At 64.7% G+C, this 23,181-nt stretch carries 19 protein-coding genes and 1 pseudogene; 13 read left to right on the plus strand and 7 right to left on the minus strand.

Going from position 1 to position 23,181, the window contains the following annotated elements:
• The first annotated feature begins 16 nt into the window (after positions 1 to 16).
• Genes ACH34Q_RS27685 through cyaB form a run of 5 tightly spaced genes read left to right on the plus strand, consistent with a single transcriptional unit; the run spans position 17 to position 5,351 of the window.
• Positions 17 to 1,174, plus strand: a complete 1,158-nt coding sequence (locus ACH34Q_RS27685; RefSeq protein WP_395986000.1) for a radical SAM protein — start codon at positions 17 to 19, stop codon at positions 1,172 to 1,174.
• A complete protein-coding gene (locus ACH34Q_RS27690; RefSeq protein WP_395986001.1) occupies positions 1,171 to 3,309 on the plus strand; it encodes a B12-binding domain-containing radical SAM protein in 2,139 nt (712 codons plus the stop codon). The genes ACH34Q_RS27685 and ACH34Q_RS27690 overlap by 4 nt, the downstream gene beginning before the upstream one ends.
• The gene (locus ACH34Q_RS27695; protein WP_395986002.1) at positions 3,299 to 4,135 is read left to right on the plus strand and encodes a hypothetical protein; all 837 of its coding nucleotides are present in this window, start codon (positions 3,299 to 3,301) and stop codon (positions 4,133 to 4,135) included. The genes ACH34Q_RS27690 and ACH34Q_RS27695 overlap by 11 nt, the downstream gene beginning before the upstream one ends.
• Positions 4,132 to 4,767 (plus strand): dTMP kinase, encoded by a 636-nt coding sequence (locus tag ACH34Q_RS27700; protein WP_395986003.1) that lies wholly within the window; start codon positions 4,132 to 4,134, stop codon positions 4,765 to 4,767. Before ACH34Q_RS27695 ends, ACH34Q_RS27700 begins: the two co-directional genes overlap by 4 nt.
• The gene (cyaB, locus tag ACH34Q_RS27705; protein ID WP_395986004.1) at positions 4,764 to 5,351 is read left to right on the plus strand and encodes a class IV adenylate cyclase; all 588 of its coding nucleotides are present in this window, start codon (positions 4,764 to 4,766) and stop codon (positions 5,349 to 5,351) included. The genes ACH34Q_RS27700 and cyaB overlap by 4 nt, the downstream gene beginning before the upstream one ends.
• A gap of 20 nt (positions 5,352 to 5,371) precedes the next feature.
• On the opposite strand, the gene ACH34Q_RS27710 is transcribed toward cyaB, so the two are convergent.
• A complete protein-coding gene (locus tag ACH34Q_RS27710; RefSeq protein WP_395986038.1) occupies positions 5,372 to 5,878 on the minus strand; it encodes an NUDIX domain-containing protein in 507 nt (168 codons plus the stop codon).
• A 205-nt stretch (positions 5,879 to 6,083) separates the two neighbouring features.
• Here ACH34Q_RS27710 and ACH34Q_RS27715 point away from each other — a divergent pair, with 205 nt between their 5' ends.
• The 7 genes from ACH34Q_RS27715 to ACH34Q_RS27745 all read left to right on the plus strand — a co-directional run bounded on the left by ACH34Q_RS27715 (position 6,084) and on the right by ACH34Q_RS27745 (position 16,904).
• Positions 6,084 to 6,485 carry a hypothetical protein gene (locus ACH34Q_RS27715; protein WP_395986005.1) on the plus strand — a complete coding sequence of 134 codons (402 nt, stop codon included), beginning with the start codon at positions 6,084 to 6,086 and terminating at the stop codon, positions 6,483 to 6,485.
• A gap of 943 nt (positions 6,486 to 7,428) precedes the next feature.
• Positions 7,429 to 7,629: a helix-turn-helix domain-containing protein gene (locus ACH34Q_RS27720; protein ID WP_395986006.1), complete on the plus strand. Its 201-nt coding sequence runs from the start codon at positions 7,429 to 7,431 to the stop codon at positions 7,627 to 7,629.
• A complete protein-coding gene (locus tag ACH34Q_RS27725; protein WP_395986007.1) occupies positions 7,622 to 10,909 on the plus strand; it encodes a helicase-related protein in 3,288 nt (1,095 codons plus the stop codon). The genes ACH34Q_RS27720 and ACH34Q_RS27725 overlap by 8 nt, the downstream gene beginning before the upstream one ends.
• Positions 10,902 to 11,567 carry a DUF4391 domain-containing protein gene (locus tag ACH34Q_RS27730; protein WP_395986008.1) on the plus strand — a complete coding sequence of 222 codons (666 nt, stop codon included), beginning with the start codon at positions 10,902 to 10,904 and terminating at the stop codon, positions 11,565 to 11,567. Before ACH34Q_RS27725 ends, ACH34Q_RS27730 begins: the two co-directional genes overlap by 8 nt.
• A gap of 18 nt (positions 11,568 to 11,585) precedes the next feature.
• Positions 11,586 to 13,436 (plus strand): site-specific DNA-methyltransferase, encoded by a 1,851-nt coding sequence (locus ACH34Q_RS27735; RefSeq protein ID WP_395986009.1) that lies wholly within the window; start codon positions 11,586 to 11,588, stop codon positions 13,434 to 13,436.
• Positions 13,437 to 13,441: 5 nt separating this feature from the next.
• Complete coding sequence (locus tag ACH34Q_RS27740) at positions 13,442 to 16,519, plus strand: type III restriction-modification system endonuclease (RefSeq protein ID WP_395986010.1); 3,078 nt, start codon at positions 13,442 to 13,444, stop codon at positions 16,517 to 16,519.
• A 139-nt stretch (positions 16,520 to 16,658) separates the two neighbouring features.
• A complete protein-coding gene (locus ACH34Q_RS27745; RefSeq protein WP_395986041.1) occupies positions 16,659 to 16,904 on the plus strand; it encodes a hypothetical protein in 246 nt (81 codons plus the stop codon).
• A gap of 160 nt (positions 16,905 to 17,064) precedes the next feature.
• On the opposite strand, the pseudogene ACH34Q_RS27750 reads toward ACH34Q_RS27745, so the two are convergent.
• From ACH34Q_RS27750 to ACH34Q_RS27765, 4 genes and pseudogenes are all read right to left on the minus strand, one after another.
• Positions 17,065 to 17,241 (minus strand): annotated as a pseudogene (locus ACH34Q_RS27750) (hypothetical protein); the annotation flags it as partial.
• Positions 17,169 to 17,426 (minus strand): hypothetical protein, encoded by a 258-nt coding sequence (locus tag ACH34Q_RS27755; RefSeq protein ID WP_395986042.1) that lies wholly within the window; start codon positions 17,424 to 17,426, stop codon positions 17,169 to 17,171. The gene ACH34Q_RS27755 and the pseudogene ACH34Q_RS27750, both read right to left, overlap by 73 nt.
• Positions 17,427 to 17,767: 341 nt before the next feature.
• Positions 17,768 to 17,914: a hypothetical protein gene (locus ACH34Q_RS27760; protein WP_395986011.1), complete on the minus strand. Its 147-nt coding sequence runs from the start codon at positions 17,912 to 17,914 to the stop codon at positions 17,768 to 17,770.
• Between the two features lie 115 nt (positions 17,915 to 18,029).
• A complete protein-coding gene (locus tag ACH34Q_RS27765) occupies positions 18,030 to 19,346 on the minus strand; it encodes a hypothetical protein (RefSeq protein ID WP_395986012.1) in 1,317 nt (438 codons plus the stop codon).
• Positions 19,347 to 20,321: 975 nt separating this feature from the next.
• Between ACH34Q_RS27765 and ACH34Q_RS27770 the strand changes: the two genes are divergently transcribed.
• Entirely contained in the window at positions 20,322 to 21,137 is an 816-nt protein-coding gene (locus ACH34Q_RS27770; protein ID WP_395986013.1) for a DUF6907 domain-containing protein, read from the plus strand.
• A 284-nt stretch (positions 21,138 to 21,421) separates the two neighbouring features.
• On the opposite strand, the gene rhuM is transcribed toward ACH34Q_RS27770, so the two are convergent.
• Positions 21,422 to 22,276: a RhuM family protein gene (gene rhuM, locus ACH34Q_RS27775; protein ID WP_395986014.1), complete on the minus strand. Its 855-nt coding sequence runs from the start codon at positions 22,274 to 22,276 to the stop codon at positions 21,422 to 21,424.
• A gap of 335 nt (positions 22,277 to 22,611) precedes the next feature.
• Positions 22,612 to 23,181 carry a hypothetical protein gene (locus ACH34Q_RS27780; protein ID WP_395986015.1) on the minus strand — a complete coding sequence of 190 codons (570 nt, stop codon included), beginning with the start codon at positions 23,179 to 23,181 and terminating at the stop codon, positions 22,612 to 22,614.

The following is a 23,181-nucleotide window of genomic DNA, read 5'->3' on the forward strand; positions in this document are numbered from 1 at the left end:
AGCGATGGCCGCATGGATGAAACTGGCTCTGCTTTCGCGCGGTGTCGCGATCGACTCATCCTTTGCCACCTGGTTCGCCGATCAGGCCGGGGCGGTACGCCGACGCAACTTCTACAACTCGCCGGTCTGGGCCGGTGACGCGGTCGTTCCGCAGGAGATCCGGCTCGCGGCTGGTGACAGGCAGCCGCCAGTGACGGTCGCGGTGAACGTCTACGGCGATGACACCTGGACTCTCCAAGCCGACGAGCATGGGTCGCGCGTGGTGAACTCCCGGCTCGGGCTCTCCTGCACGGTCGAGGTGATCGACGATCTGGAGTGCCTGCGGAGTTCTGTGCCCCTTGGCAATGCCGCGAACCTGTACGGCGGAAGCGCGTTGTCGTTCTTCTCCCCGCGGGCCTGCTACTTCTTCGCCGACCAGACGCAGTGCCGCTTCTGTTCCCTCGCCGGCACCGCCGCCGACACTCCCTTCGCGAACCGGCTCGCTCCGGCCCGGGTACGCGACGCCGTGTCGGCCGTGCTGGAGACCGAGCCGGGCCGCATCAACCAGGTGATGATCGTGGGAGGCAACGAACGCAACCTGGACACCGGATTCCTGCGCCACGTCGATCTGGTCAATGCCGCCGCCGAAGCGATCGGCGCGGCCGGAAGGACCGGCGAGGTGTCGGTGCACCTGGTGACGATGCCCCCACGCACCCTCGGGTTGATCAGCCGCCTGGACGGGATCGCGGACGTGCACGCCGGGTTCAACCTGGAAGCCTGGGACCCGGCGGCCTTCGAGCGGATCGCGCCGGGCAAGGCCGCCGACTACGGACACGCGGCGATCCTCGCTGCCCTTGAGCACCTCGTCGAAGTCGTCGGCGCCTACCGGGCACACTCCATCCTCATCGCCGGCCTGGAACCCCCCGCTACCACCCTTGAGGGCGCCGCGGCGCTGGCGGGGATGGGCGTATCCCCGATCATCAACGCCTTCCATTCCGACGTCCACTCGGCCATCGGCCTGTCGGTGCGGCCCTCGTACCAGCAGCTCGCCGAGGTCGCCTCCGGGCTGTCGGAGTTGCACGCGGCGTACCCGATCGAGCCCTACTGGAAAGGATGCGGCCGCAACGCCCTGGACTTCGAGGCCGCACAGGGCATGTTCACCGGCCCGCCCCCCGCTTTGGACGGTGCTTCATGATCGGGCCCGCCGGAAGCCAGCAGTCCCTGCACGCGTCCCTGCTACGGCTGACTCGCCAACCCCGCCCGTGGAACGAGGCCGAGGCGGCGCTGACCCGCGGCGGATGGACCGGTGCCCAGCTGGGCGGAGACCCGATCCGTCCCTACCTGGTCCACGCCGTCCCCGACCACGTCACCGTCACGGCGGTTCAACGGCCCCACCTGCCGGACCCGCCGATGGTGGCCGAACTTCTGCAGGCCCGATACGGTCCCCCTGCCGTCCGACACTGCGAGATAGAGCATGGTGGGCCGCTCTACCCGGACGCCAAGATCCTCAAGCTGAAGGCTTCGGCATCGCCCGCCCTGGCAGCCCGGCTGGCGATGCCCAGAGTCCTGCTGGTCGGTCTCGGCGACCGGGATCGCTATCGAGGCGCTCGGCTGCCGCTCGGAGTCGCGCGCCTTGCGTCCTGGCTGCGGTTCACCCACGCGGCCAAGGTCGACGTCATCGACTACAGCCTCCAGGACGACCCACTCGGCCGGGTCGCGGACGCACTCGCACAGCGCCCGGACGTGGTCGGTGTCGGCGTGAACTTCGGACAGTGGCGGCTCCTGTATGACTTTGCGGAGCTACTGGAGCACCAGACGACGGCGTGGGAGAAGCCGCCCGTGGTGGTGCTGGGGAACATCCTGGCGGCGTTCTCGCCCGAAGAGGCGACCAAGCCGTTCAAGCAGGCCGCCGGCGAGGGGCGGGTGCTGATCGCCACCGGGCTGGGAGAGCAGCCGCTGGAGTCGGTGTGCCGGACTCTCCACGCCCCGCAGCAGTGGCGCAGTATCCCGGGCCTGCGGCAACCGATCTCCGCTCCAGCAGCCATCGCTCCCGAACGTCGAGCTGGCCCTCAGCCGGTGAGAGCCGACGTTCCCACAAGCACAGCCCCAAGTCGGCCGCCATCACCCTGGCTAGTCGCCCCCGATGATTCTCTGGTGCTGGCGGTGATGGCCCAGGGCGGGCAGCTGGCGCTGGAGACCTCGCTGGGCTGCCAGTTCGGAGCGTGTACGTTCTGCCCCCGCGCGCACAAGGGCGCGGGGTGGCGGAGAACCGACGCCGGGGTCTGCGTAGCGGTTCTGGAACGCTTCTCACATCTGCGTACACCAGGCGGTAACGCAGTCGCGGTGTCGTTGGTCGACGAGGAGTTCTTCGGAGCCGAGGGTCTGGCCGATCCTCCACCCGGCCGGTCCAAGGCCGCCAGGATCCTCACCGCGTTGGAGGAACTAGGGATCACCTACGAGGTCTACACGCGGCTGGAGCAGCTGTTCGACCGGCGGCGCTCACCGCGATGGAACCTGCAGCGAGCCAGGCTGCTGGCCCAGGCCGCACCCCACATGCGGCGCCTGTTCGTCGGGGTGGAGTCCGGCTCGGCCTCGCAGCTGCGGCGCTACGGCAAGGGACAGACCCTCACCCAGACCGTGGACGCGCTCCGGATCGCCTCCGTGCTGGGGGTGCCACTGGAGTTCGGGTTCATCACCTTCGATCCGCTGCTCTCCCCTGATGAACTGGCCGAGAACCTGGCATTCCTGGCCCGCACCGACGTGCTGTGCGAGCGGCACCCGGACGGCCCCACCGCAGCCGTTGCCGCGGTCGGGCACTACCTCAACGGAGCCGACCAGCCAACGTCCGCAGACCCGGTGTACCAGCACGTCGCCTACATGGCGACCGAGCTGGAGGTGCTGGCCAACAGCCGCTACGCCGATCATCTCCACCGCCGCCACCCCGATCTCCTGGACGAGTACAACCCGGCGTTCTGCCGGTTCGAAGCCCGCTACGCCCACAAGCAGATCGAGCAGATCGCCGGATGGTGCAGGGTGTGGACCGAAGGTATGTTCACCACCGTCTACCAGGCACGCATGGCCGCCCGGTCCGCCGGACCAGGCGGCGCCACCGACGCCACCGAGCTCGTGCGCCGCTACCGCGACGCGACCTTCACCCTCCTGGTCACCCTGACCGACCGCTTCCTGCCCGGCCTGCGCCTCCCCCGGCAGTTCGTCACACCCACTGCCCCAGCCGATGTGATGGCCCTGCTGGTCGCCGAGTCGGTGAAGGTCACCGGCCGTCCCCTCACCTTCGACACCGGCCTGCTGGAGCGACACCGTGATCGGTGACCAGACGATCGTGTGCGCCGGGACTTTGTCCGCCATCACCTGCTACCGCGTCGCCTCCCTGCTCCTGGACGGGTACGGAGAACACGCCGAGGCCATGACGCTGCTCGGCAACGACGCCGTGATCGTCGCCCGGTTGCTGCACGCTGCCCGGGAGCCTGTGTCCTGCCTGCTCATCGGCCCCACCGACGGCGACGAGCGTGCGCTCGGTGACGCCGCGCCAGGGCTGGAGGTACGCACCGCCGGGCGCCGCTCTGGACCGGTCACCCGGTCGGCCACGCTGGAGGCCACTGACGGACGGCGGTACTGGCTTCTGCCTCCGGCTCCTCCCACACCCGATCCTTCGCCTCTCCCCCCACCTGTGGCGGGCGCATGGGTGTACGTCGACCTGTACGACGAACTAGAGGACACCGTCATCGCGTGGCTGGCCAGATGGGCTCCTTCCCGCCTGGTCGTGAATCTGTCGGGATCCCGACACAGCGCGAAAAGCGCGAGACTCGCTCCCTTCCATCCACTGCTGATCCAGGCGAGCCTCCCCCACACGTACCCTGCCGCCGCCCTCGAAGGCGCCGCCCGCAAGCTGCGTTCCGCGGCGTCCGCGTCCTACACCTTGGTCTCGGCCGGGCCGGGCGGGTTCGCCCTGGCGGGACCCGCCGGGTCATGGCAGCGCCGCCCCCAGCAGATCGTCACCGGCACGGCCTTGGGCAGCGGCGCCGCCCTGTCCGCCGGTGCGGTGGCCGGCCTGGCCCACGGGGCCGACGGCGCGGACCTGGCAGACGCAGCCGCCGACAGCGTTGCCGCGTACCTGGGTGCGGGAGTTCCGTCGTGATCGTGTGCATCGAAGGCATCAACGGCAGCGGAAAGACCACCCTGGCCCACACCCTGGCCAGGAGGTGGCCTCACGGGAACGCGCAAGCGATCGATCCCGTGCTGCACACCGGGTTCGGCGCGACGGTCAGGACCGCCATCATGACCACGGAGGCTCTCACCGCCGACGCCGAGACGCTCGCGTTCGCCTCCGCCAGGCTCCACACCGCCGCCGTCCTGGCCGCCGACCGGTGTCCGCCCGCGCACCAGTTGATAGTGCTCGAGCGGTGGGCAGGCGCGGTCACCGCCTACGGGACCGTGGCAGGAGCCTCCCCCTTCCTGCTCCGGGCGTTGGAAGGGGCGCTGGCCGGTGCGCTGCCGGTCGATGTGCCCGTCCTTCTCGACGTGCCCGGCGACGTCGCCGAAGAACGCCTGCGCGGCCTTGGCACCCGGAACAGATTCGAAACCCAAGGGCCCGGCTACCTGGAGCGGGTGCGACGCCACTACCTGACCTGGGCGTCGATCCGGCAAGTGCCCGTCATCAACGGACAACAAGCCACCCTCACCGCCGCCGAACAGGTAACCGGCCTGATCGAAGCATGGGCGGCGGCGACCGGCGCCGCCCCGCGGACCGACGCACAGGAGAACGCGTGAAGCACATCGAAGTCGAGCAGAAATTCGCGCTGGCCGAACCGGACGCGCTGCGCGATCACCTCAGCGAACTGGGCGCGGTCATCGCCGGGTCCTCCCGCCAGGTGGACGTGTACTACAACCACCCGTCCCGGGACTTCCTGGCGCACGACGTGGTGTCGGAATGGCTGCGGCTACGGCTGGAGGAGCCGCAATCGGGACCGGTGACCGCTTCGATCAACTTCAAGAGATGGCTTCCGCTCGGAGCGGCCGAGGCCACCCACGCCCAAGAGTACGAATCGGCACTCACCGACCCCGAAGCCGTCTCCCACCTGCTGGCCGCGCTCGGCTTCACCGAGATCATCACCGTCACCAAGCACCGGGAACGATGGCAGATGCCCACACCCTCCGGTGCGGTCGAGGTCGCCATCGACGAGGTCGACGATCTCGGCGGATTCGTGGAATTCGAATACGCCGCCGACGGAGGCCTGGACCAGGCCACCAACGCCATCACCGACGCCGTGAAGTCGATGACCTCACGTGGGATCAACCTTGCCGGCCGCGACCGGCGCGGGTACCCCTACCTGCTGCTCGACCGCAAGCAATGAGCCCACCCCACCAGAACGGCTCACCACCCGTGCGCGATGAAGCCCTCACCGGCCCCGATCGCGGCCATGGCCGCGGAGACATACCCGACCACCGGGACTCCACCGGTCGAGCCGACGAGATCAGCGGGGTCGGCCCAGATCAGCCCAGAGCACTTATGAGGCTCCGCATTGACCACCTCGCCCATCCACCGCCGAGCCGAGAAGAAGAACGAGACCCGCGCACCTGGCTCGCCCGGAGTACGACGGTGCATCACATGCGCGAACGACACATCCGCGGGGTCAACGACCACTCCGATCTCTTCCTTGGCCTCCCGGATCGCGGCGGCATCGGCCGGCTCCCCGGCCTCAACATGCCCGGCTGGAAGGGAGGCATGACCGTCCATGTAGCCGGTGTTCGCCCGCACCAGCAGCAGCACACGACCGTCCTGGCGAGCCAGGAGCAGATGTGTGTCAGCGATAAGTGCAGGGTGTTCACGCGTAGTCACCCGCAGCACCGTAGCCGACGACCGCCTGCACCCAGAGTCCATCAGCGAGGTTGCGCGGGATACGAAGCTGGCCTCCCTGGTATTGCCCCGGCACCGCCGAAGAGCTACCACTCGCCCAAGCCGCCGATGAAAGTAGGCCCGGTCCACGGCGCAACGGAAGGTCGCCCCTGATGATCGGCGCAACCAGCCACCCCCTCACCCTCACCCTCGCCCGCCCCTGCCACCGGGCAGCCAACGGAGCAGACCGATGAGGCCCCGCAAGAACAGCCACCCGTCCAAGGGTGGGCATGGTGAACCCGGCGCGGCGCCCTTGGGCCCGGAGCTGTCCGAGCATCGCTGGCATGCCAAGGCCGCGGAGCTGTCGGAGACCGGGATGCTCACGATGGCGCGGCGGTTGCCCGCGCTGATCGGGCAGGTGATGCGGCTGGCGTGGCCGGCCAGCCGGGCCGATCTGGCGGCCACGGTGGGGTTCAACGCGGCGGTCGGGGTGTTCACCGCGTTCGGGTTGCTGGCCACCACCCGGGTGCTGACCGCGTTGCTGGCCGCCGGCCCCACCCCGGACCGGGTGCGGGCCGCGGCCCCGGCGCTGCTAGTGGTCGGCGCGGCGGTGACGGTGCGGGCGGTCAGGGGATGTCGAATTGGTTGGTGATGGAAGGGCTCAGGTCCCGGTGTGGGGCTGGCGGTGCAGCCGTGCGCCTGGCGCCCGGTATGCGACGGGCCCTACCGTTGGCGGGGGCAATCCGGCGTTCTGGTGTCCCACCGTGGCGTTCCGTCCAATTATCAGTCGCGGGAGAGGCTTTTGTGAGCTCGAAGGTGCGGGCGATCGTTACACCCGTCCGGCGGGCATGGAGCGGGATTCCTCTGCTGCGTGCCCCGTCACGGGCTCGAACCGGCATGCCCGTCCCCGCTCACACGGGAGCAGACACCGGCTTGGTTGGCCTCCTGACGGTGACGGGGCCAGGCTCCGCGCGGAAGAGGGACGGGTTATCGCCCTCACGAGCCCCACCACCACTGACCAGGGAAAACGCGAGAATTCCCGGCTTATCCCCCGACCAACATGTCCTGATTTGTCCCCTGGCAGCTCGATGGCGGCTCGGCGGCTCAATCCGGGCCCGGCGTCCGCCCTGGTGGCACCTCGGAACCGAGGTACTCTTCGCCCGCTCAAGTCGGTCATGTCACCCGCAGAACCGGCGGCCAGTGCCGCCAGAGCAGTCAGCAACGCACTTCCGCGGGCATGAATCCGCAGGCTCGCATCCGAGGTGGCGGCGTGTTCGGCGAAGACGGCTTCAGGCCAGGTTCGACCGGCTTGGACCCAGCGGAGCACCACGGCACCCGCGCGGATCAGCATGATCGTCAAATACGCCACCGGGCCACCAGCACGGCATACGCGCGGGTCTGAACCTTCACCGGGCACCAGGCCCGCATTCCTCCCTAGCCAGGTCAACGTTACAGACGCTCCATGATTCATTCTCGCCGATACCCATCGGCGTGGGGGCTCAGACACGGTCTCCTTCGGTCAAACCGGCATTGCACCGGTAACATTGGTACGTGAGCCCCGTCCTCTGAGGACCTGCGGAGCAGAGGAGACCTGTGTGAGTCAGCCGTGGCTGTCCGCCGACGACATCGCCGCGCACCTCGGCGTCACCAAGGACACCATCTACACATGGATCGCCGACAAGGGCATGCCCGCCCACAAGATCGGCCGCCTGTGGAAGTTCCAGGCCAGCGAGGTCGACGGCTGGGTCCGCCGCGGAGGCGCCGCAGCACGTGAGCCTGATAAGGCGGGTGACTGACAGCTTGCGCATTATCGACAATGTCTCCGATCTACTCGGTGATGACCTAAAGGCCACAATCACTCTCGGCTCAAAGGTGCGCATCGCCGCATCAACGTTCTCGATCTTCGCGTTCGAGGCCCTGCGTAAAGAGCTGGAGCACGTCTCCGAACTGGAGTTTGTCTTTACCTCGCCTTCCTTCGTGACCGAGAAAGCCACAGACAAGCTCCGCAAGGAACGCCGTGAGTTCTTCATTCCGAACGGAACCGCGGAGTCGACCCTGTCGGGCTCGGAATTCGAGATCAGGCTGCGCAACAAGCTGACCCAGCGGGCCATCGCCCGCGAGTGCGCCGACTGGGTGCTCCAGAAGGCGACGTTCAGGTCCAATGCGACCGGAAACCCGATGCAGCAGTTCGCCGTCATCGACGACACAACGGCCTACACCCAGATTCAAGGGTTCACCACCGCCGACCTCGGCTACGAACGCGGCAATGCCGTTTCAAGTTTCGTGAACCGTCTCGACGATGCGCCGATGACATCGCAGTACATGAAACTGTTCGACCAGATCTGGGCCAACCCCGAGCAGCTCAACGACGTCACCCAGGCCGTACACGACCACATCGCCAGCGTGTACGCGGAGAACTCGCCCGCGCGCATCTACTTCCTGATCCTGTACAACCTGTTCGCGGAGTTTCTCGATGACATCAGCGAGGACGTCCTGCCCAACGACAGGACCGGCTACCAGGAGACGATGGTCTGGCAGAGCCTGTACAACTTCCAGCGTGACGCCGCGACCGGCATCATCAACAAGCTGGAGACCTACAACGGCTGCGTTCTCGCCGACTCCGTGGGTCTGGGAAAAACTTTCACCGCGCTGGCGGTGATCAAGTACTACGAGCTGCGCAACAAGTCCGTGCTGGTGCTGTGCCCGAAGAAGCTCGCCGATAACTGGACGAACTACAACGCCAACCTCACGACCAACATCTTCGCCGGCGACCGGTTCAACTACGACGTCCTCGCCCACACCGACTTGTCCCGCACCAAGGGCGAATCCCTTGGCCTGCGCCTGGACCGGATCAACTGGGGCAACTACGACTTGGTCGTCATCGACGAGTCGCACAACTTCCGCAACGCCGACTACGCCGAGGAGAAGGAATCCCGCTACCAGAGGCTCATGCGGCAGGTCATCCGCGAAGGTGTGAAGACCAAGGTGCTGATGCTTTCGGCCACCCCAGTGAACAACCGGTTCAACGACCTGAAGAACCAGCTCCAGCTCGCCTACGAGGGCGAGTCGGAGAACCTCGCGCAGCACCTGAACCTCTCCACCACGATCGAAAAGGTCTTCTCCGACGCACAACGGGTGTTCAACGAGTGGTCCAAGCTCGACACCGAGCAGCGGACTACCGACCGCATCCTCCAGATGCTCAACTTTGACTTCTTCGAACTCCTCGACTCGGTCACCATCGCGCGCTCCCGCAAGCACATTCAAGCCTTCTACGACACCACCGAGATCGGCGCCTTCCCCGAACGCCGCATCCCGCTCTCGATCCGGCAACCCCTCACCGACCTGCCGGACGCGCCAGACTTCAACGACATCTTCGAGCAGCTCCAGGCGCTCACCCTGGCCGTGTACACGCCGCTGGAGTACGTGTTCCCAAGCAGACGGACGAAGTACGAAGACCTGTACAACGTCACTGCGGGGAGCGCTCGCTCCAACCTGGGACAGGCGGGCCGTGAGCAAGGGCTGAAAAAGCTCATGACTGTGAACCTCCTCAAACGGTTGGAAAGTTCCGTCGAGGCGTTCCGCCTCACACTGACGAAGATTCAGGAGTCCGTGACCCGTACCTTGGGACGCATCGGCAACCATGCGGGCGCCCTCGCCGACATCGCGCCCGACCTTGCCGGGCTCGACTTGGACTTGGACGACGCCGACGACGCGAACATCGAGGCGCTGTCCTTCGGCGAGAAAATCAAGATCGATTTCGACGACCTCGACATCGAGTCCTGGCAGCGCGACCTGTGGAACGACCAAAAGACCCTGCGTGAACTCCTCGACGAGATGCACCGTGTCACCGCCGAACATGACCTCAAGCTCCGCAAGCTCACGCAGCTTATCGAGCACAAGGCCCAGCAACCCATCAACCCGGGCAACCGCAAAGTGCTCGTCTTCTCGGCGTTCGCCGACACCGCCGAGTACCTCTACCGAGAACTGGCGCCCACCCTGGCCGCCGCAGGGCTGGAGACAGCCGTCATCACCGGAGGCAGCCACGGCGCGAAGAGCACCCTGGGCCCCGGCTACGACGTCCAGCAGGTCATGGCGCTCTTCTCGCCCCGGTCGAAACAGCGCCACCTGATCATGCCGAACGAGACTCGCGAGCTGGATGTGCTTATCGGCACCGACGTCATCAGCGAGGGACAGAACCTTCAAGACTGCGATTACCTGATCAACTACGACATCCACTGGAACCCCGTCCGGATCATCCAGCGCTTCGGTCGCATCGACCGGATCGGCTCCCAGAACACCCAGATTCAGCTGGTTAACTTCTGGCCCGACATCTCCCTGGACGAGTACATCAACCTCAAGGCGCGAGTCGAGAGCAGGATGGTGATCGCCGATCTCGCCGGCACCGCCGATGACAACGTCCTTACCCTCGAAGACTCCGACGCCGCCTTCCGCAAGGAACAGCTGCGCAAGCTCCAGGATGAGGTCATCGAACTGGAGGACGTCCGCACCGGCGTCTCCATCACCGATCTCGGACTCAACGACTTCCGCATGGACCTCCTCGGATACATCAAGGAATACGGCGACCTCGCCGCAGTACCCAAGGGCCTGCACGCCGTCATCCCCGCCGACCCGGAGACGGGCCTCGTGCCCGGGGTGATCTTCGCCCTCCGCAACGTCAACGCCGATGAACACATCAACCGCGGCAACCGCCTCCACCCGCACTACCTCGTCTACCTCGACGACCAAGGCCAGGTGATCGGCGACCACACCGAGGCCAAGCACCTGCTCGATCTCCTGCGCGCCGGATGCCGCGCCCACGAGGAACCCGTCACCGAGGTCGTGCACGCGTTCAACGCCGCCACCGGTGAAGGCGCCCAGATGAGCAGGTACTCCGAACTACTCACCAACGCCATACACTCGATGATCCACGTCACCGAAGAACGTGACATCGACAGCCTCTTCACTCGCGGCCACACCACCGCCCTGACCCAAACCATCGCCGGGCTCGACGACTTCGAACTCACCGCATTCATCGCCGTCGTCAACCGCGCCGAGGCGGGCGACTCCAGTGACTGACCTGCTGTACCAGTGGCCCGCCGCGGCGAAGTTCGGAAGCCGAGTACCCAAGGGAAAGTTCTACGAACGAAGCACGGTCGCCACCGCCGTGCGCGAAAAATTCGTGTCCGAAGTTCACCGCATCACTTGGGCCTACAAACTCGCCGAAGCGACCATCAACCTCCCCGGCAGCACCACCGTGCCCGAGGTCCAGGTCTTCCAGATCGACACCAACGGCAGTGACGTCTCCGAGTCCGTGCTCACTGCGATCGACAAAGCCATCCAGTACCCGATCATCTTCGAGGTCACCCGAACACTCGACGGCGCACGACAGGTGCGGACGGTGGCAGCACACAAGCAGCTCGGCTCCGGTGCCCCGAAGCTCAGCGCCTACTACACGACCGGCTGGCAGCCCGCCGACGCCGATCGACAGCCGCTCCCGACAGCGGTCACCCTGCCCGCCCTCTACACAGCACTGTTGGAACCGCTGACCCCCATAGCGGCGCGACCAGGCGAGCAAGTGTCAGAGGTCGCCGCGAGACTGAACCTCGCGCGGAAGCTCGAACGCGAGATCGCCGCCCTGGAGCGCAAACTCCGCACCGAGCCGCAACTCAATCGCAAGATTGAGCTGCGCCGCACCCTCAAGACTAAACAAGCACAACTGAAACAGCAGAGGTAACCCGTGGAGAAACTACGCATGACGTCGCCAGACCTGACGAACGCCAACATCGACAGGCTCGCCGAGCTGTTCCCGACCGTCATCACGGAGGCCATCGACGCCGACGGCAACGTCACCAGGGCGATCGACTTCGACCTGCTACGCCAGGATCTCTCTGATCATGTGGTGGAAGGACCGCAAGAGCGCTATCAGCTCGACTGGCCCGGTAAGCGCGCCGCCGCGTTCGTCGCCAACGCCCCCATCGCAAAGACCCTCCGCCCGGCACGTGAAGAGTCCGTCAACTTCGACACCACCAAGAACCTCTTCATCGAAGGCGACAACCTCGACGCACTCAAGCTGCTTCAAGAGTCCTACCTCGGCAAGGTCAAGCTGATCTACATAGACCCGCCGTACAACACCGGCGGAGACTTCATCTACGACGATGATTTCGCGGAAAGCGTCGAGTCTTTCCTCACCCGTTCGGGTCAAGTCGATGCGACTGGCAACCGCTTGGTCGCGAACAGTGAAACTAACGGTCGCTACCACTCCGACTGGCTCAGCATGATGTACCCGCGTCTTAAGTTGGCGCGAAATCTGCTCAAGGATGACGGTACAATCTTCATTTCCATCGACGATCACGAGGTCGACAACCTACGTAAGCTGTGTGATGAAGTTTTTGGTGCGCAAAACTTCGTCGCCCAGATCATCTGGCAGAAGGTCTACTCGCCGAAGAATTCTGCACAGTGGTTCTCGGAAGATCACGATTACATCGTCTGCTATGCCCGAGATAAGATGCAGTGGCAGCCAAATCAACTTCCACGCACCGCAGAAATGGAAGCGCGCTACAAGAATCCAGACGGCGATCCGCGCGGACCGTGGAAGGCGAGTGATCTAGCTGCTCGAAACCGATACGATGCGGGCGTCTACCCAATCACGACCCCATCGGGTCGTGTTATTGGTGGTCCGCCACGCGGAAGCTACTGGCGCTTCAGCCGGCAGAAGTTTGACGAACTCAATGCGGACGGACGCATTTGGTGGGGGTTGGATGGTAGTAACGTACCCGCCGTTAAGCGATTTTTGACGGAGGTGGCTGGGGGTCGCACGCCGCAGACACTTTGGACCTACCGCGAAGTGGGACACACCCAGGATGCGAAGAAGGATTTGCTCAAGTACGTTCCATTTGAGCACACCGAGAACGTTCTGAACTCGGTCAAGCCCGTGCAACTCATTCAACGGGTACTCCAGCTCGCAACCTCTGCCAATTCCGAGGACATCGTCCTTGACTTCTTCAACGGCAGCGGCACAACACCCCATGCCGTTCTGACTCAAAATGCGACTGACGGCGGTAATCGCCGATTCATTTCGGTACAGGTTCACGAGCCCCTGACCAAGCCGGAGCCAACTTTCGAATCTATTCTCGGCATGAGCCTCGAACGGCTCAAAAACGTTGCCGCCGAGCTCACCAAGGAACTACAGTCACCAGACGCCGGCTATCGCCTCGTCCGCGTCGACACGACAAACATGGCCGACGTACTGCGTTCACCAGACGAGACAAGTCAGCTCGCCCTCGATCAACTCGAAGGCAGCGTGAAGGCGGGCCGCTCCAGCGAGGATCTCTTGTTCCAGGTGCTGCTCGATTGGGGCCTCGAACTGACAATGCCCATCAGCATCCAGCAGATCGACGGGCACCAGGTGTTCGTTGTCGAGGACGGTGCGCTGATCGCCTGCTTCGACGAGCGAGTCAGCGTAGAGCTGGTGAATGCCATCGCTAAGCGGCAACCGCTTCGCGCGGTGTTCCGCGACTCCGGTTTCGCGTCGGACGACGCGCGGATCAACGCGGAGCAGATTTTCCGTGAGGTTTCTCCTGTGACCGATGTGAAGGCGATTTGAGCGGGATGAAGCTTCAGTTCAAGGTCCAGCAGTACCAGACCGACGCCGTCGACTCGGTCGTCGAGGTCTTCGATGGGCAACCCAAGAATGGCGCCATCTCGTACCAGATCGACCCTGGCAAGCTGATCCCGGCGGCGAACCCTGCGCTGTTCGAGACGAACGAGAGGCCCGACTCGGGGTTGCGCAACGCCGAGATCGCGCTCAGTGGCGCCCAGCTTTTGGAGAACGTCCATAAGGTCCAGCGGTCCCGCAACCTGCCGTTGGCAGGCAAGCTTGTCGACAGCAAGGCCGCGCCCGGTGCCCCGAACCTGGACATCGAGATGGAGACGGGTACGGGCAAGACCTATGTCTACATCAAGACGATCATGGAGCTACACAAGCGGTACGGCTGGTCGAAGTACATCATCGTCGTCCCGTCGATCGCGATTCGCGAGGGCGTGAAGAAGTCCTTCGACGTGACCGCGGACCACTTTCAGCAGCTATACGGAACTAAGCCGCGGTCATTCATCTACAACTCTTCACAGCTGCACGAGTTGGAGCGATTCAGCTCCGATGCTGGCGTGCAGGTAATGATCATCAACATCCAGGCGTTCAACGCGACCGGCAAGGACAATCGGCGCATCTACGACGTGCTCGACGACTTCCAGTCCCGTCGCCCGATCGACGTCATCGCTGCGAACCGGCCGATCGTCATCATCGACGAACCACAGAAGATCGGTGCCGCGAAGTCTCTCGACGCTCTCTCACGCTTCCACGGGTTGGTGATGCTGCGTTACTCGGCCACCCATAAGGTCGAACACACCAAGGTGCACCGCCTCGACGCCCTCGACGCGTACAACCAGAAGCTGGTCAAGAAGATCGCGGTCCGCGGCATCACGGTCAAGGGGCTGGCCGGTTCAAGCGCCTACCTATATCTGGACGCGATCGAGATCGCCAAGGGAGCGAAACCCCGTGCCCGCGTCGAGATCGAAGTCCAGACCCAGTCCGATATCAGGCGGCAGGTGAAGCGGCTCGACGTCGGTGCGAACCTGCATGACAGGTCGAAGGGGATCGAAGCCTATAAGGGTCTGTTCATCACCGAGATCGACGCGAACCGCGACGTGATCGAGCTGAGCAACGGCGACGTCGTTGCCGCGGGTCAGCTCGCCGATCGCGACGTCACGGAGGAGACGAAGCGTCGGATCCAGATTCGCGAGGTCATCCGCGCGCATCTGGACAAGGAGCGCGAGCTGTTCAGCCAGGGCATCAAGGTGCTCTCGCTGTTCTTCATCGACGAGGTCGCCAAGTACCGCGATTACGACCGTGAGGACACCCTCGGCGACTATGCGCGCTTCTTCGAGGAGGAGTACGCGGCGATCCGCGACGAGGTGCTCGGCAAGCTGACTATCGATGACGCCACGTCCGAGTACCAGGCCTACCTCCGTCGGGACGAGGTGCGGCGGGTGCATGAAGGCTACTTCTCGATCGACAAGAAGTCCAAGCGCCAAATCGATGGAAGGGTCTCCGGGCGCGGCGACGACAAGGGTCAGTCCACGGACACCGCAGCGTACGACCTCATCCTCAAGGACAAGGAACGTCTCCTGTCGTTCGCCGAGCCGGTGCGGTTCGTCTTTTCCCACTCGGCGCTGCGCGAGGGTTGGGACAACCCGAATGTGTTCGTCATGGGGATGCTCAAGAAGAGCGACAACACGGTGTCCCGCCGGCAGGAGATCGGCCGCGGTCTGCGTCTGTCGGTCGATCAGCACGGTGAGCGCATGGACAACCCGGTCACCGTGCACGACATCAACGAGCTCACCGTCGTCACCGACGAGTCTTACACCGACTTCGTCACCGGACTCCAGAAGGAGATCTCCGAGTCCTTGGCTGCACGGCCTCGGAAGGCGAGCGTCAAGTTCTTCGCCGGCAAGACCATCCAGACACCCGACGGCGAGTCCATTGTCGAGGAGGTGGTCGCGCAAGCGCTGTACAAGTACCTCATCAAGAACGATTACCTCAACGACGACGACACGATCTCGGATACCTACAAGCTGGCCAAGGACTCCGGGGCGCTCGCTGAGCCGACCTCGGAGGTGCTGCGCTCGGTCATCGACTTCATCTTGCCGCTCGTCGACGCGCTCTACATCGAGGTGCCTGACCTGATCGACGGCCGCAAGCCGAAGAAGGTGCCGCTCAACGAGGCCAACTTCGCAAGGAAGGAGTTCCAGGCACTCTGGGGCCGGATCAACCACAAGGCCGTGTATCAGGTCGAGTTCGACTCGGCCGAGCTGATCCGCAAATCCATTGCCCATCTCGACACGCACCTGAACGTCGCGCCGATGCAGTATGTCGTCCAGGCCGGTGAGCAACGCGATCAACTGGAGTCCGATGACCTCACCAGCGGCGCCGGCTTCGCGGTGTCGAGCACCCAGACCCACACCGAGTCCGTGAGTGCAGGCTCGCAGGTGAAGTACGACCTGTTGGGCGAGATCACGGAGAAGACCAAGCTCACTCGCCGCACGGCCGCGGCGATCCTGCGTGGCGTGCATCCCACCATTTTTGCGAAGTTCCGGCTCAACCCGGAGCAGTTCATCGCCGAGGCGACCCGGCTGATCAACGAGCAGAAGGCCACCGTGATTGTCGATCATCTGACGTACGACGCGCTGGAGGACCGATTCGACTCGGCCATCTTCACCGAGAATCAAACCAAACAAGACCTCACCCATGCCGGTGGCAAGCTCACGAAGCACATCTACGACTACGTGGTGACCGATTCCAAGATCGAGCGGGCCTTCGTGACCGAGTTGGACACCAGCACGGAGGTCGCGGTTTACGCGAAGCTGCCACGCGGCTTCTTCATCCCGACCCCGGTCGGCGACTACAACCCGGACTGGGCCATCGCGTTCACCGAGGGCAGCGTCAGGCACGTCTACTTCGTCGCCGAGACCAAGGGCTCGCTCTCGACTCTCCAGCTCAAGGGCGTCGAGGAGGCCAAGATCGAGTGCGCCCGCAAGTTCTTCGCCTCACTAAACGCAAAGAACGGCCAGAACGTCACCTACGACGTCGTCACCGACTACACCGAGCTGATGCAGCTCGTCTCGGCGTAGGGCATTTGCATGTGGGGCAACCAGCCACAACTCGACAAATGGCGATCTCAATTGTGCGGGTGCCGAAAGTTTCGTCCGCGCGGGTCAAGCAGCATTCTCGTACTCGTTGAGGATCCCGCCCAGACGTTGCCTTTTTCGGATGCTCAGGCAGGCGATCTGGTTCGGGTCGGTGATCGCTGAAGGCAGCGGCTTCAAGGGGGCGCGCGGTGGTGATGCCTTGGTGAGGCCGATGCTCGTTGTGGAAGTTCTCGAACTCGCGGAGGGCGTCGAGCCGGTGCCGCTGGTTCCAGACCAGCGTGTGGGGTTCCATTACCCTGTCGCGCTTTCTGACCTGCGACGTTGCGGCCGACTGGTGAGGACAAGGCCAACTGCCGATACTCATTGATCAGACCGCCCAGGACCCTGCGCCGTCGTATTCTCGCCGTCGTCATGTGGGTTATCACGGCCGTGGTGATGTCGTCGCGGTCTGGTCGCAGCAGACTCCGGGCTCGGTGCGGACGATGCCGGCTATGGTGCACGGCGTACTCATCCAGGGCCGCGTGCAGGTGGCGTGGCCCAGTGATCAGCAGTCGATCGGCGACCTCGGCCCGCACGGTACGTATCCATCGTTCGGCATAGGCGTTCGCTTTCGGGCTTCGTGGCGGGATCTTCACCACCCTGATCCCGGCAGCCTTGAGCACGGCATCGAACGCTGCGGTGAACCGGCCCGCCCGAGCGCGCACCAGGAAACCGAACCCCCCAGACCCATCAGCAGATTCTGGGCCTGCTGCACCGTCCACACTCCGTCCGGGTGCGCGCTCACACCCGGGAGATGAATGTGGCGGCTGCCCACCTTCATCACGAAGAACAGATAGACCCGGCTCAAGGTAACCGCGCAGTCGACATGGAAGAAATCGCAGGTCGGCATGGTCGAGGCCTGCGTGCGCAGGAGCTACCGCCATGTGCATCGGCGGCGTTGCGGCGCGGGCAGTATCCGTAGCCGCTTCAGCACCCGCCGCACGTGGACGCTCCACCCGGATGCCCAGACCAGACAACTCGCCCTGGATCCCCCGGCACCCCAAGCTCGGGTTCTCGCAGGCTATGTGCTCGATCAGCACCACGAGCCGGGCATCGACCGGCGTCCGGCCACCGCGGCGAGGATAGGTCCACCGCCATCGGACCAGGCGCCGACGCCAGCGCAACAGCGTCTCCGGTACACCAGCCGACTCATCCTCGCCGGTCTGGGCAGCAGCCAGGCCAGGGCGGCGATCACCACCCGGTCGGCACAGTCCAGTTTGGGCCTGGGTTCTGCCGCCGCAACACCGCGACCTCCTGGCGCAGCACCAGCAACTCCGCGTCCTTCGACGCCGTCGAACGCGCCAGCAGCGCCATCCACCCGGCCAAGCGAACGAACATCAATACAGCATCCGCACCATCACAAGCACACGATCCTGCCAGCACAATGCCCACCACGGCTGGCATACCGGCAGGTCAGACACCTATGCCCCGTTTTGAAACACCACAGGGGCGTTCAGGAGGCGCGCGCAGGAAGCACCAGCAGGGTTCCGTCGCTATGCTTCTCGATCTCGATCACGACGTCACCTTTGGGCGCAGAAGCACTGTGACCTGCGCCGAGTGCCCGGAGCCGGTACGACGCGTCGAGCAGGCTGTCGACCTGCTTTCGAGTCATGACCTTGTCGATGAGCCGCTTCGGGGACCGCAACTCGAGCGCCGACAGTCGCATGAGGACGTTCTCCACGCGAGCTTCCAGATCGTTGATCCGCTGCTGGTCGTCGCGCAGGCTGCGGACGAAGTTCTCGAACGGGTTCTCGTAATCGCTCTGCCCCGCCTCCACCCCTTGCAGGACGACTACGCGACGCTTGAGAGCAATCGCGAGCGCAGCCAGTTCAAGGTGGGCCCGAAACTCGCCGCCGTCTTCCGTGACACCTGGGAATGCAGCTTCCAGTTCGGCAACATCGACATGGTTGCCGACCACACCGTCGAGCGTGGCCTCCCACTTCTTCACCCGGCGTTCTGCGTTCTGCGTAGCCGTGCTGATCGCATGCACAGCGGAGTCCAAGCCGAGCGATGCTCCGACCTTGCCGCGGTCAAGGAGCAAAGCCGTTGCCTTGTCGATGGCGTCACGACAGCCGTCGAGCTCGCTGCGCTCCGCCTCCAGCCTGTCGTCGTGGAGCTTCTCCAAGAGTTCAGTGATGTTCTCGATGGCCTTCTGGCGTTCGTGATCGGCGTAGGCGCTGGCGCCGACCGCCACCGCCATGAGAACGAGCGGAGCGGCCACTGTCATCGCGGTGCCCGCTACGGCCGTCCCGGCGGCCGCGCCGACGGCGGTTCCGGCTGCTCCTGCAGATGCCGCCTCGACCGGCACGAAGGAGGCCTTGGCGGCGATGACCTTCTTGCCCGTGACCGCGATCAAGTCGCCGTACACGCCGCCGTCAACAGCCTTGGACCGCATGGGCCTCACGAGTCCCTTGCCCACCTGCGATGCAACCTTCGCAGGAACAACCATGCGGTAGAGCACCTCGCTGGACTCCGCAACGTGGGCGACAGCCGGGACCTTCTGCGCGTTGGCAGCCACGAGCCGAGATAGTTCTTGGGCGAGGGGGCTCATCGCGTCGAGCGGCAGACCAGTCGATCGGTCACGCTTCGCCGGGAGAGAGTGAGCCTCCAACGTGACCAACGGGGCCGATGCGAACGCTGCGAGGGCTGAGCGCAGTTCGGACAGGCGCTCCGGTGTAAGGGTCCCCTCGTCGGCGAATGCGGGAACAGTCAAACCCTGGGTTGTGGACAGGGTCCAAACGGGCACGATTGTGCCGTCTACGTCGCTCATGAAACTCCTCGATCAGGGTCCACACGATATCTGCCGGAGCCGACGGATTTGGTGCTCTCGACAGGGATGTGCCGGCGATGCGGGCAGCGTTTCGTAGCGCCGCTCTCAATCCGTAGGTTGTGGGTTCGAGTCCCACGCAACCCACCAAGCCGGTCCAGTGGTTCGCGTTCGCGCTTCACCGAACCCGGTGGACTCCACAGGTCGAGCAGGGACGCGAGCAACAGGTCCTCGAGTCGATCGTGATTGAAGGGTTTGGTTCTGTAGGTGTGGTTGCCTTCGAATCTGCACCGGGGAAGAGCCCGCCGCAGTCACTTGACCGGTGACAAGGCGATGCGTCGGGCCCACCACTGGACCTGCTGGCCGGCCCGGCGGCCGGTTCGCGCGCCGCCGATGCGGTCAAGGCGAACAGCCCCGGCTCGTTCTCACTCGCCCAACCCCACTCGACCAGCCGCTTCAGCTTGGACAGCAATCCCGCCCGCTTGGCCGCCGAGTCCTCCAGCCCCATCACGGCCGCGATCTGCCCGGCCCGCATCGCCGCGGCTGAACCAGCCAGGATCTCCGACCCGTCCTGATCAAGCCCGCCCAGCCGCCGAACGCCCAATAGGCCTTGATCGCCGCGTAGGGCAGGAGGGACGCGATCCCGACCCGGGCGGCCCACCGGACGGCCGAGGACGGTTCCGAAGAGGTCATGGCTCCAGGGTTCCGTCCGCGCCGTCAGCCTCGACTCCCTCGGCGGAGCGATCGTCTCCCCCGCAGGGGAGATCCGGCACAAACAAGGCCAGGCGTCGGCGACGTACCGACACCGGGCCGACCCTCCTGCCGTACTGGCGCAAAGCCACAGTCCACGCAGGTGACGAAGTCCTTGCAAAGGAACTACACCCGTCCGATACCGGCCATGAGTCCATGGCCACCGAGAGACTTTGGTCACGATACGCAATGATTCAAGAACAGTCCACAACAAGAGGAGTGGCTGGGATGACCATCATCGACCTGAAGGCCGAGAGCGGCCGTACCTTGGAGCAGACGAGAGACAGCCTCACCGTCGACGCCGCCCCTGAAGATCAGCCAACGACCGCAACCGCCCCCGAGGCTGCGAAGTGGCCTGCCTGGCTGCCGGACGGATGCCCGTCCTGGTGCGAGGTAGGCGATGCGCACAAGGACAAGGACCACATCGCAGACCGGTTCCACTTCGGACCGGCTACGCACATCACCCTGACCGCCGAGGAACCTCCCCTGGGACCCGGCGTCACGCCTGATGGGAAAGGCTGGACAGGAAAGTCGGTCCCCTACGACGACCCCGCCCACGCGGACGTCTACCTCCTGCAGCACTACCGCGAACTTGGGCCGCGTCTGTGGGTCGGCCGCGCCGACTCTCCTATCGGCATCAATCTCACGCTCGACGAGGCCGAGCGAGTCGCCCTGGAGATCCTGAAGCGTGTAGCTGCCGGTCGGCTGAAACAGTCCCCCGGCGACAGCCCCTCTGAATGCCCATCCTGGTGCATCGAGGACCACACATCCCCGCAGGGCGACGACGAGCACATCGGCAAGATTTACGGTGTCGCGCTGGCCGCCTACCCGTACACGGTCAGTACCGCAAGCGGCGACGAGACCTACCACTCCTCGATACTCGCCAGTATCTATACTGACAAGGGTAAACCGCCACACATTTCCCTTACCGGCCACGATGGCAAGCCGGGCAGTCACCTGACGCCAGACGAGGCCGACCAAATCGCTGACATGCTCCACACGCTCGCGGCTACGGTGCGCAACGCACAGCAGACTCGACGTTGAGGTGTCCGTGCCATGGCCTGTGCAGGCGGTGCTGTCGCGTAGGCGTGGGCAGCACCCAAGCCAGTTAGTGCGATGGGAATCCGTCGTGATCGTGTCGGCGACTTTGACCGCCGACACGATCTCCCGGCGCACGTTCGTTCCGGTTCCTGCCCAGCATCGCTCCGTTCCCTTGCTGGGCTGCATGAAGTACGCAGAGAACGACGAGCCGGTGATGTCCCTGGGTTTCCAGGAGGCCATCGCGTGTCGGATCAGCGGGTGGTTGTCTCGGGAGAGCGCAGCACAGGTCAGGCGGCCCAGGGGCGATGCTCGCGGAGCACCGGGCGACCAGCGGTGCGGATCGCGTCGTTCAGCATGTCGCGCCACAGCGGCAGGGTCACGTCGTCGCGGAACATGACGCGGATGTCGGCCAGGTCGAAGAACACGCCGACGAGCTTCTCCAGCGCACGCAACTCCTTCTCGGTGAGATAGTTCTTCGCGGTGGCCAGGTCCTTCTTGGTGGGGCCGCGTTTGCCCTGGTAGCACGCGATCTTCCGCTGAGTTGTTAGCTCGCCGGCAACCTTGCCGGAGACAGCGAACAGCAGAATGTTCTGGACGCTGGCGAAGAACCTGCGGACCTGCGCGCTGGTGGTGTCGTAGTCGGCGGACGTTTCGGCGATGAGGTCGGTGAGCCGACGGTGGGCATGCTTCTCGGAGGTGCGAATGGCCTGGATTCGGGCGTGCAGCACCTCGATCTGCTCGTGCGTGGCATCGGTTCGGATGGCGCCGCCTTGGACAAGGTAGTCGTACAGCGCGTCCGCGAACTCGCTCTGCCACGCCTCGACCTCGGTACGGACCGAGATGTCCTTGATGTGGCCGGTGGAGATGGTGGCGATCCACATCGGGAGCCGGCGCTCGTGCAGGGCGAAGTTCGGGTAGGCCCGGGGCTGCCCGGGCAGCATGGCGTGTATTTGACACGTCATGCCCTCTGACCAGTGCTTACGCTCGATCGCCTGCCGCTGCGCGTTCGGATCGATGCCCATCAGGGCACTGATCTGACCGACGAAGACCCAGGAGCCGCGGTCGTCGGTATACACCGACACGACATGCCCGCGAAAGTCAAGTCTCCCGAGCATGCGTGCTGAAGTGCTATCGTTACCCACGTTCTATCCTTTCCCCACCAGGATCTAGGAATGGACCACAGGCCCCGGCGGGTGCGACCGCGCGGGGCCTTTTGAGTACCTGCCATGATCCCATATGCCGCCGATGAATGCGGTATAGGTAACATGCAGACGACCTCGGACAAGTGAACAAATGTGACCGATATGTACAGGCGGGCCAGGTCATCGAATCGGCAAGACCTCCCGTGCCTGCGGTAACGACGTTCGATCCTCGTGTCAGCCGGAGATTCTCCAGAAAAGGACCTGCCGGCCATTCGGCGTGTCGCGCACATCACCGGCGGCACAGCCGTTGTCCGCACATCGGGATCACGGACCTACTACCCCGCTTTCCTATCCCCACCGGGGCCGCCCGGCGATAGCGTGCCCCCGCGGCCAGGGACCCGCTCCTCTCCAGAGCTTTCCTTGAGAGGCACCCCGGACGTGGTTTCGCCCTGGCTTGCGGCCAGGCTCTGATAGACACCCTTGCGGACACGCCTGAGCCTTTCGCGGGTGACCCAGTACCCCAGGGCGTTGCTCACTGCGTTGGCCTCGGCGGCGATGCCCAGGTCGGCCAGCCCGCGCGTGACATCGGAGACGGTGAACTCCTCACCTGGCCGGATCACCTCGAAAACCATCTGCCGCAGAGGCGCGTGCCGGAGCGCACGCTGCTCCACCACCCGCCTACCACGCGGTGAACGCGTACCCTTGGGTGTCGGGCCTCCGGGTGTGGGCTCGCCAGTCTGGTCACGATGATCGACGATGGCCCGGCACAACTCGTACAGCTCGTCGGGCACCTCATAATCCATCTGCACCCTGCGCAGCGCGTCGAACAGGGCGACGGCTTCCCGGAGCTCCCGGATGAGATCAGGGAACGCCGGGAGGTCGCCGGGGCCACGTCCCTTCCCCAT

The organism is Actinomadura sp. 9N407 (assembly GCF_044326315.1).
GTDB lineage: Bacteria > Actinomycetota > Actinomycetes > Streptosporangiales > Streptosporangiaceae > Spirillospora.

Coding starts and splice junctions, on each gene's coding strand:
- ACH34Q_RS27685 (WP_395986000.1), top strand. CDS start 17: ATGAAACTGGCTCTGCTTTCGCGCGGTGTCGCGATCGACTCATCCTTT.
- ACH34Q_RS27690 (WP_395986001.1), top strand. CDS start 1,171: ATGATCGGGCCCGCCGGAAGCCAGCAGTCCCTGCACGCGTCCCTGCTA.
- ACH34Q_RS27710 (WP_395986038.1), bottom strand. CDS start 5,878: ATGGACTCTGGGTGCAGGCGGTCGTCGGCTACGGTGCTGCGGGTGACT.
- ACH34Q_RS27715 (WP_395986005.1), top strand. CDS start 6,084: ATGAGGCCCCGCAAGAACAGCCACCCGTCCAAGGGTGGGCATGGTGAA.
- ACH34Q_RS27735 (WP_395986009.1), top strand. CDS start 11,586: ATGACGTCGCCAGACCTGACGAACGCCAACATCGACAGGCTCGCCGAG.
- ACH34Q_RS27740 (WP_395986010.1), top strand. CDS start 13,442: ATGAAGCTTCAGTTCAAGGTCCAGCAGTACCAGACCGACGCCGTCGAC.
- ACH34Q_RS27745 (WP_395986041.1), top strand. CDS start 16,659: ATGCTCAGGCAGGCGATCTGGTTCGGGTCGGTGATCGCTGAAGGCAGC.
- ACH34Q_RS27755 (WP_395986042.1), bottom strand. CDS start 17,426: ATGCCGACCTGCGATTTCTTCCATGTCGACTGCGCGGTTACCTTGAGC.
- ACH34Q_RS27760 (WP_395986011.1), bottom strand. CDS start 17,914: ATGTTCGTTCGCTTGGCCGGGTGGATGGCGCTGCTGGCGCGTTCGACG.
- ACH34Q_RS27765 (WP_395986012.1), bottom strand. CDS start 19,346: ATGAGCGACGTAGACGGCACAATCGTGCCCGTTTGGACCCTGTCCACA.
- ACH34Q_RS27770 (WP_395986013.1), top strand. CDS start 20,322: ATGACCATCATCGACCTGAAGGCCGAGAGCGGCCGTACCTTGGAGCAG.
- ACH34Q_RS27780 (WP_395986015.1), bottom strand. CDS start 23,181: ATGGGGAAGGGACGTGGCCCCGGCGACCTCCCGGCGTTCCCTGATCTC.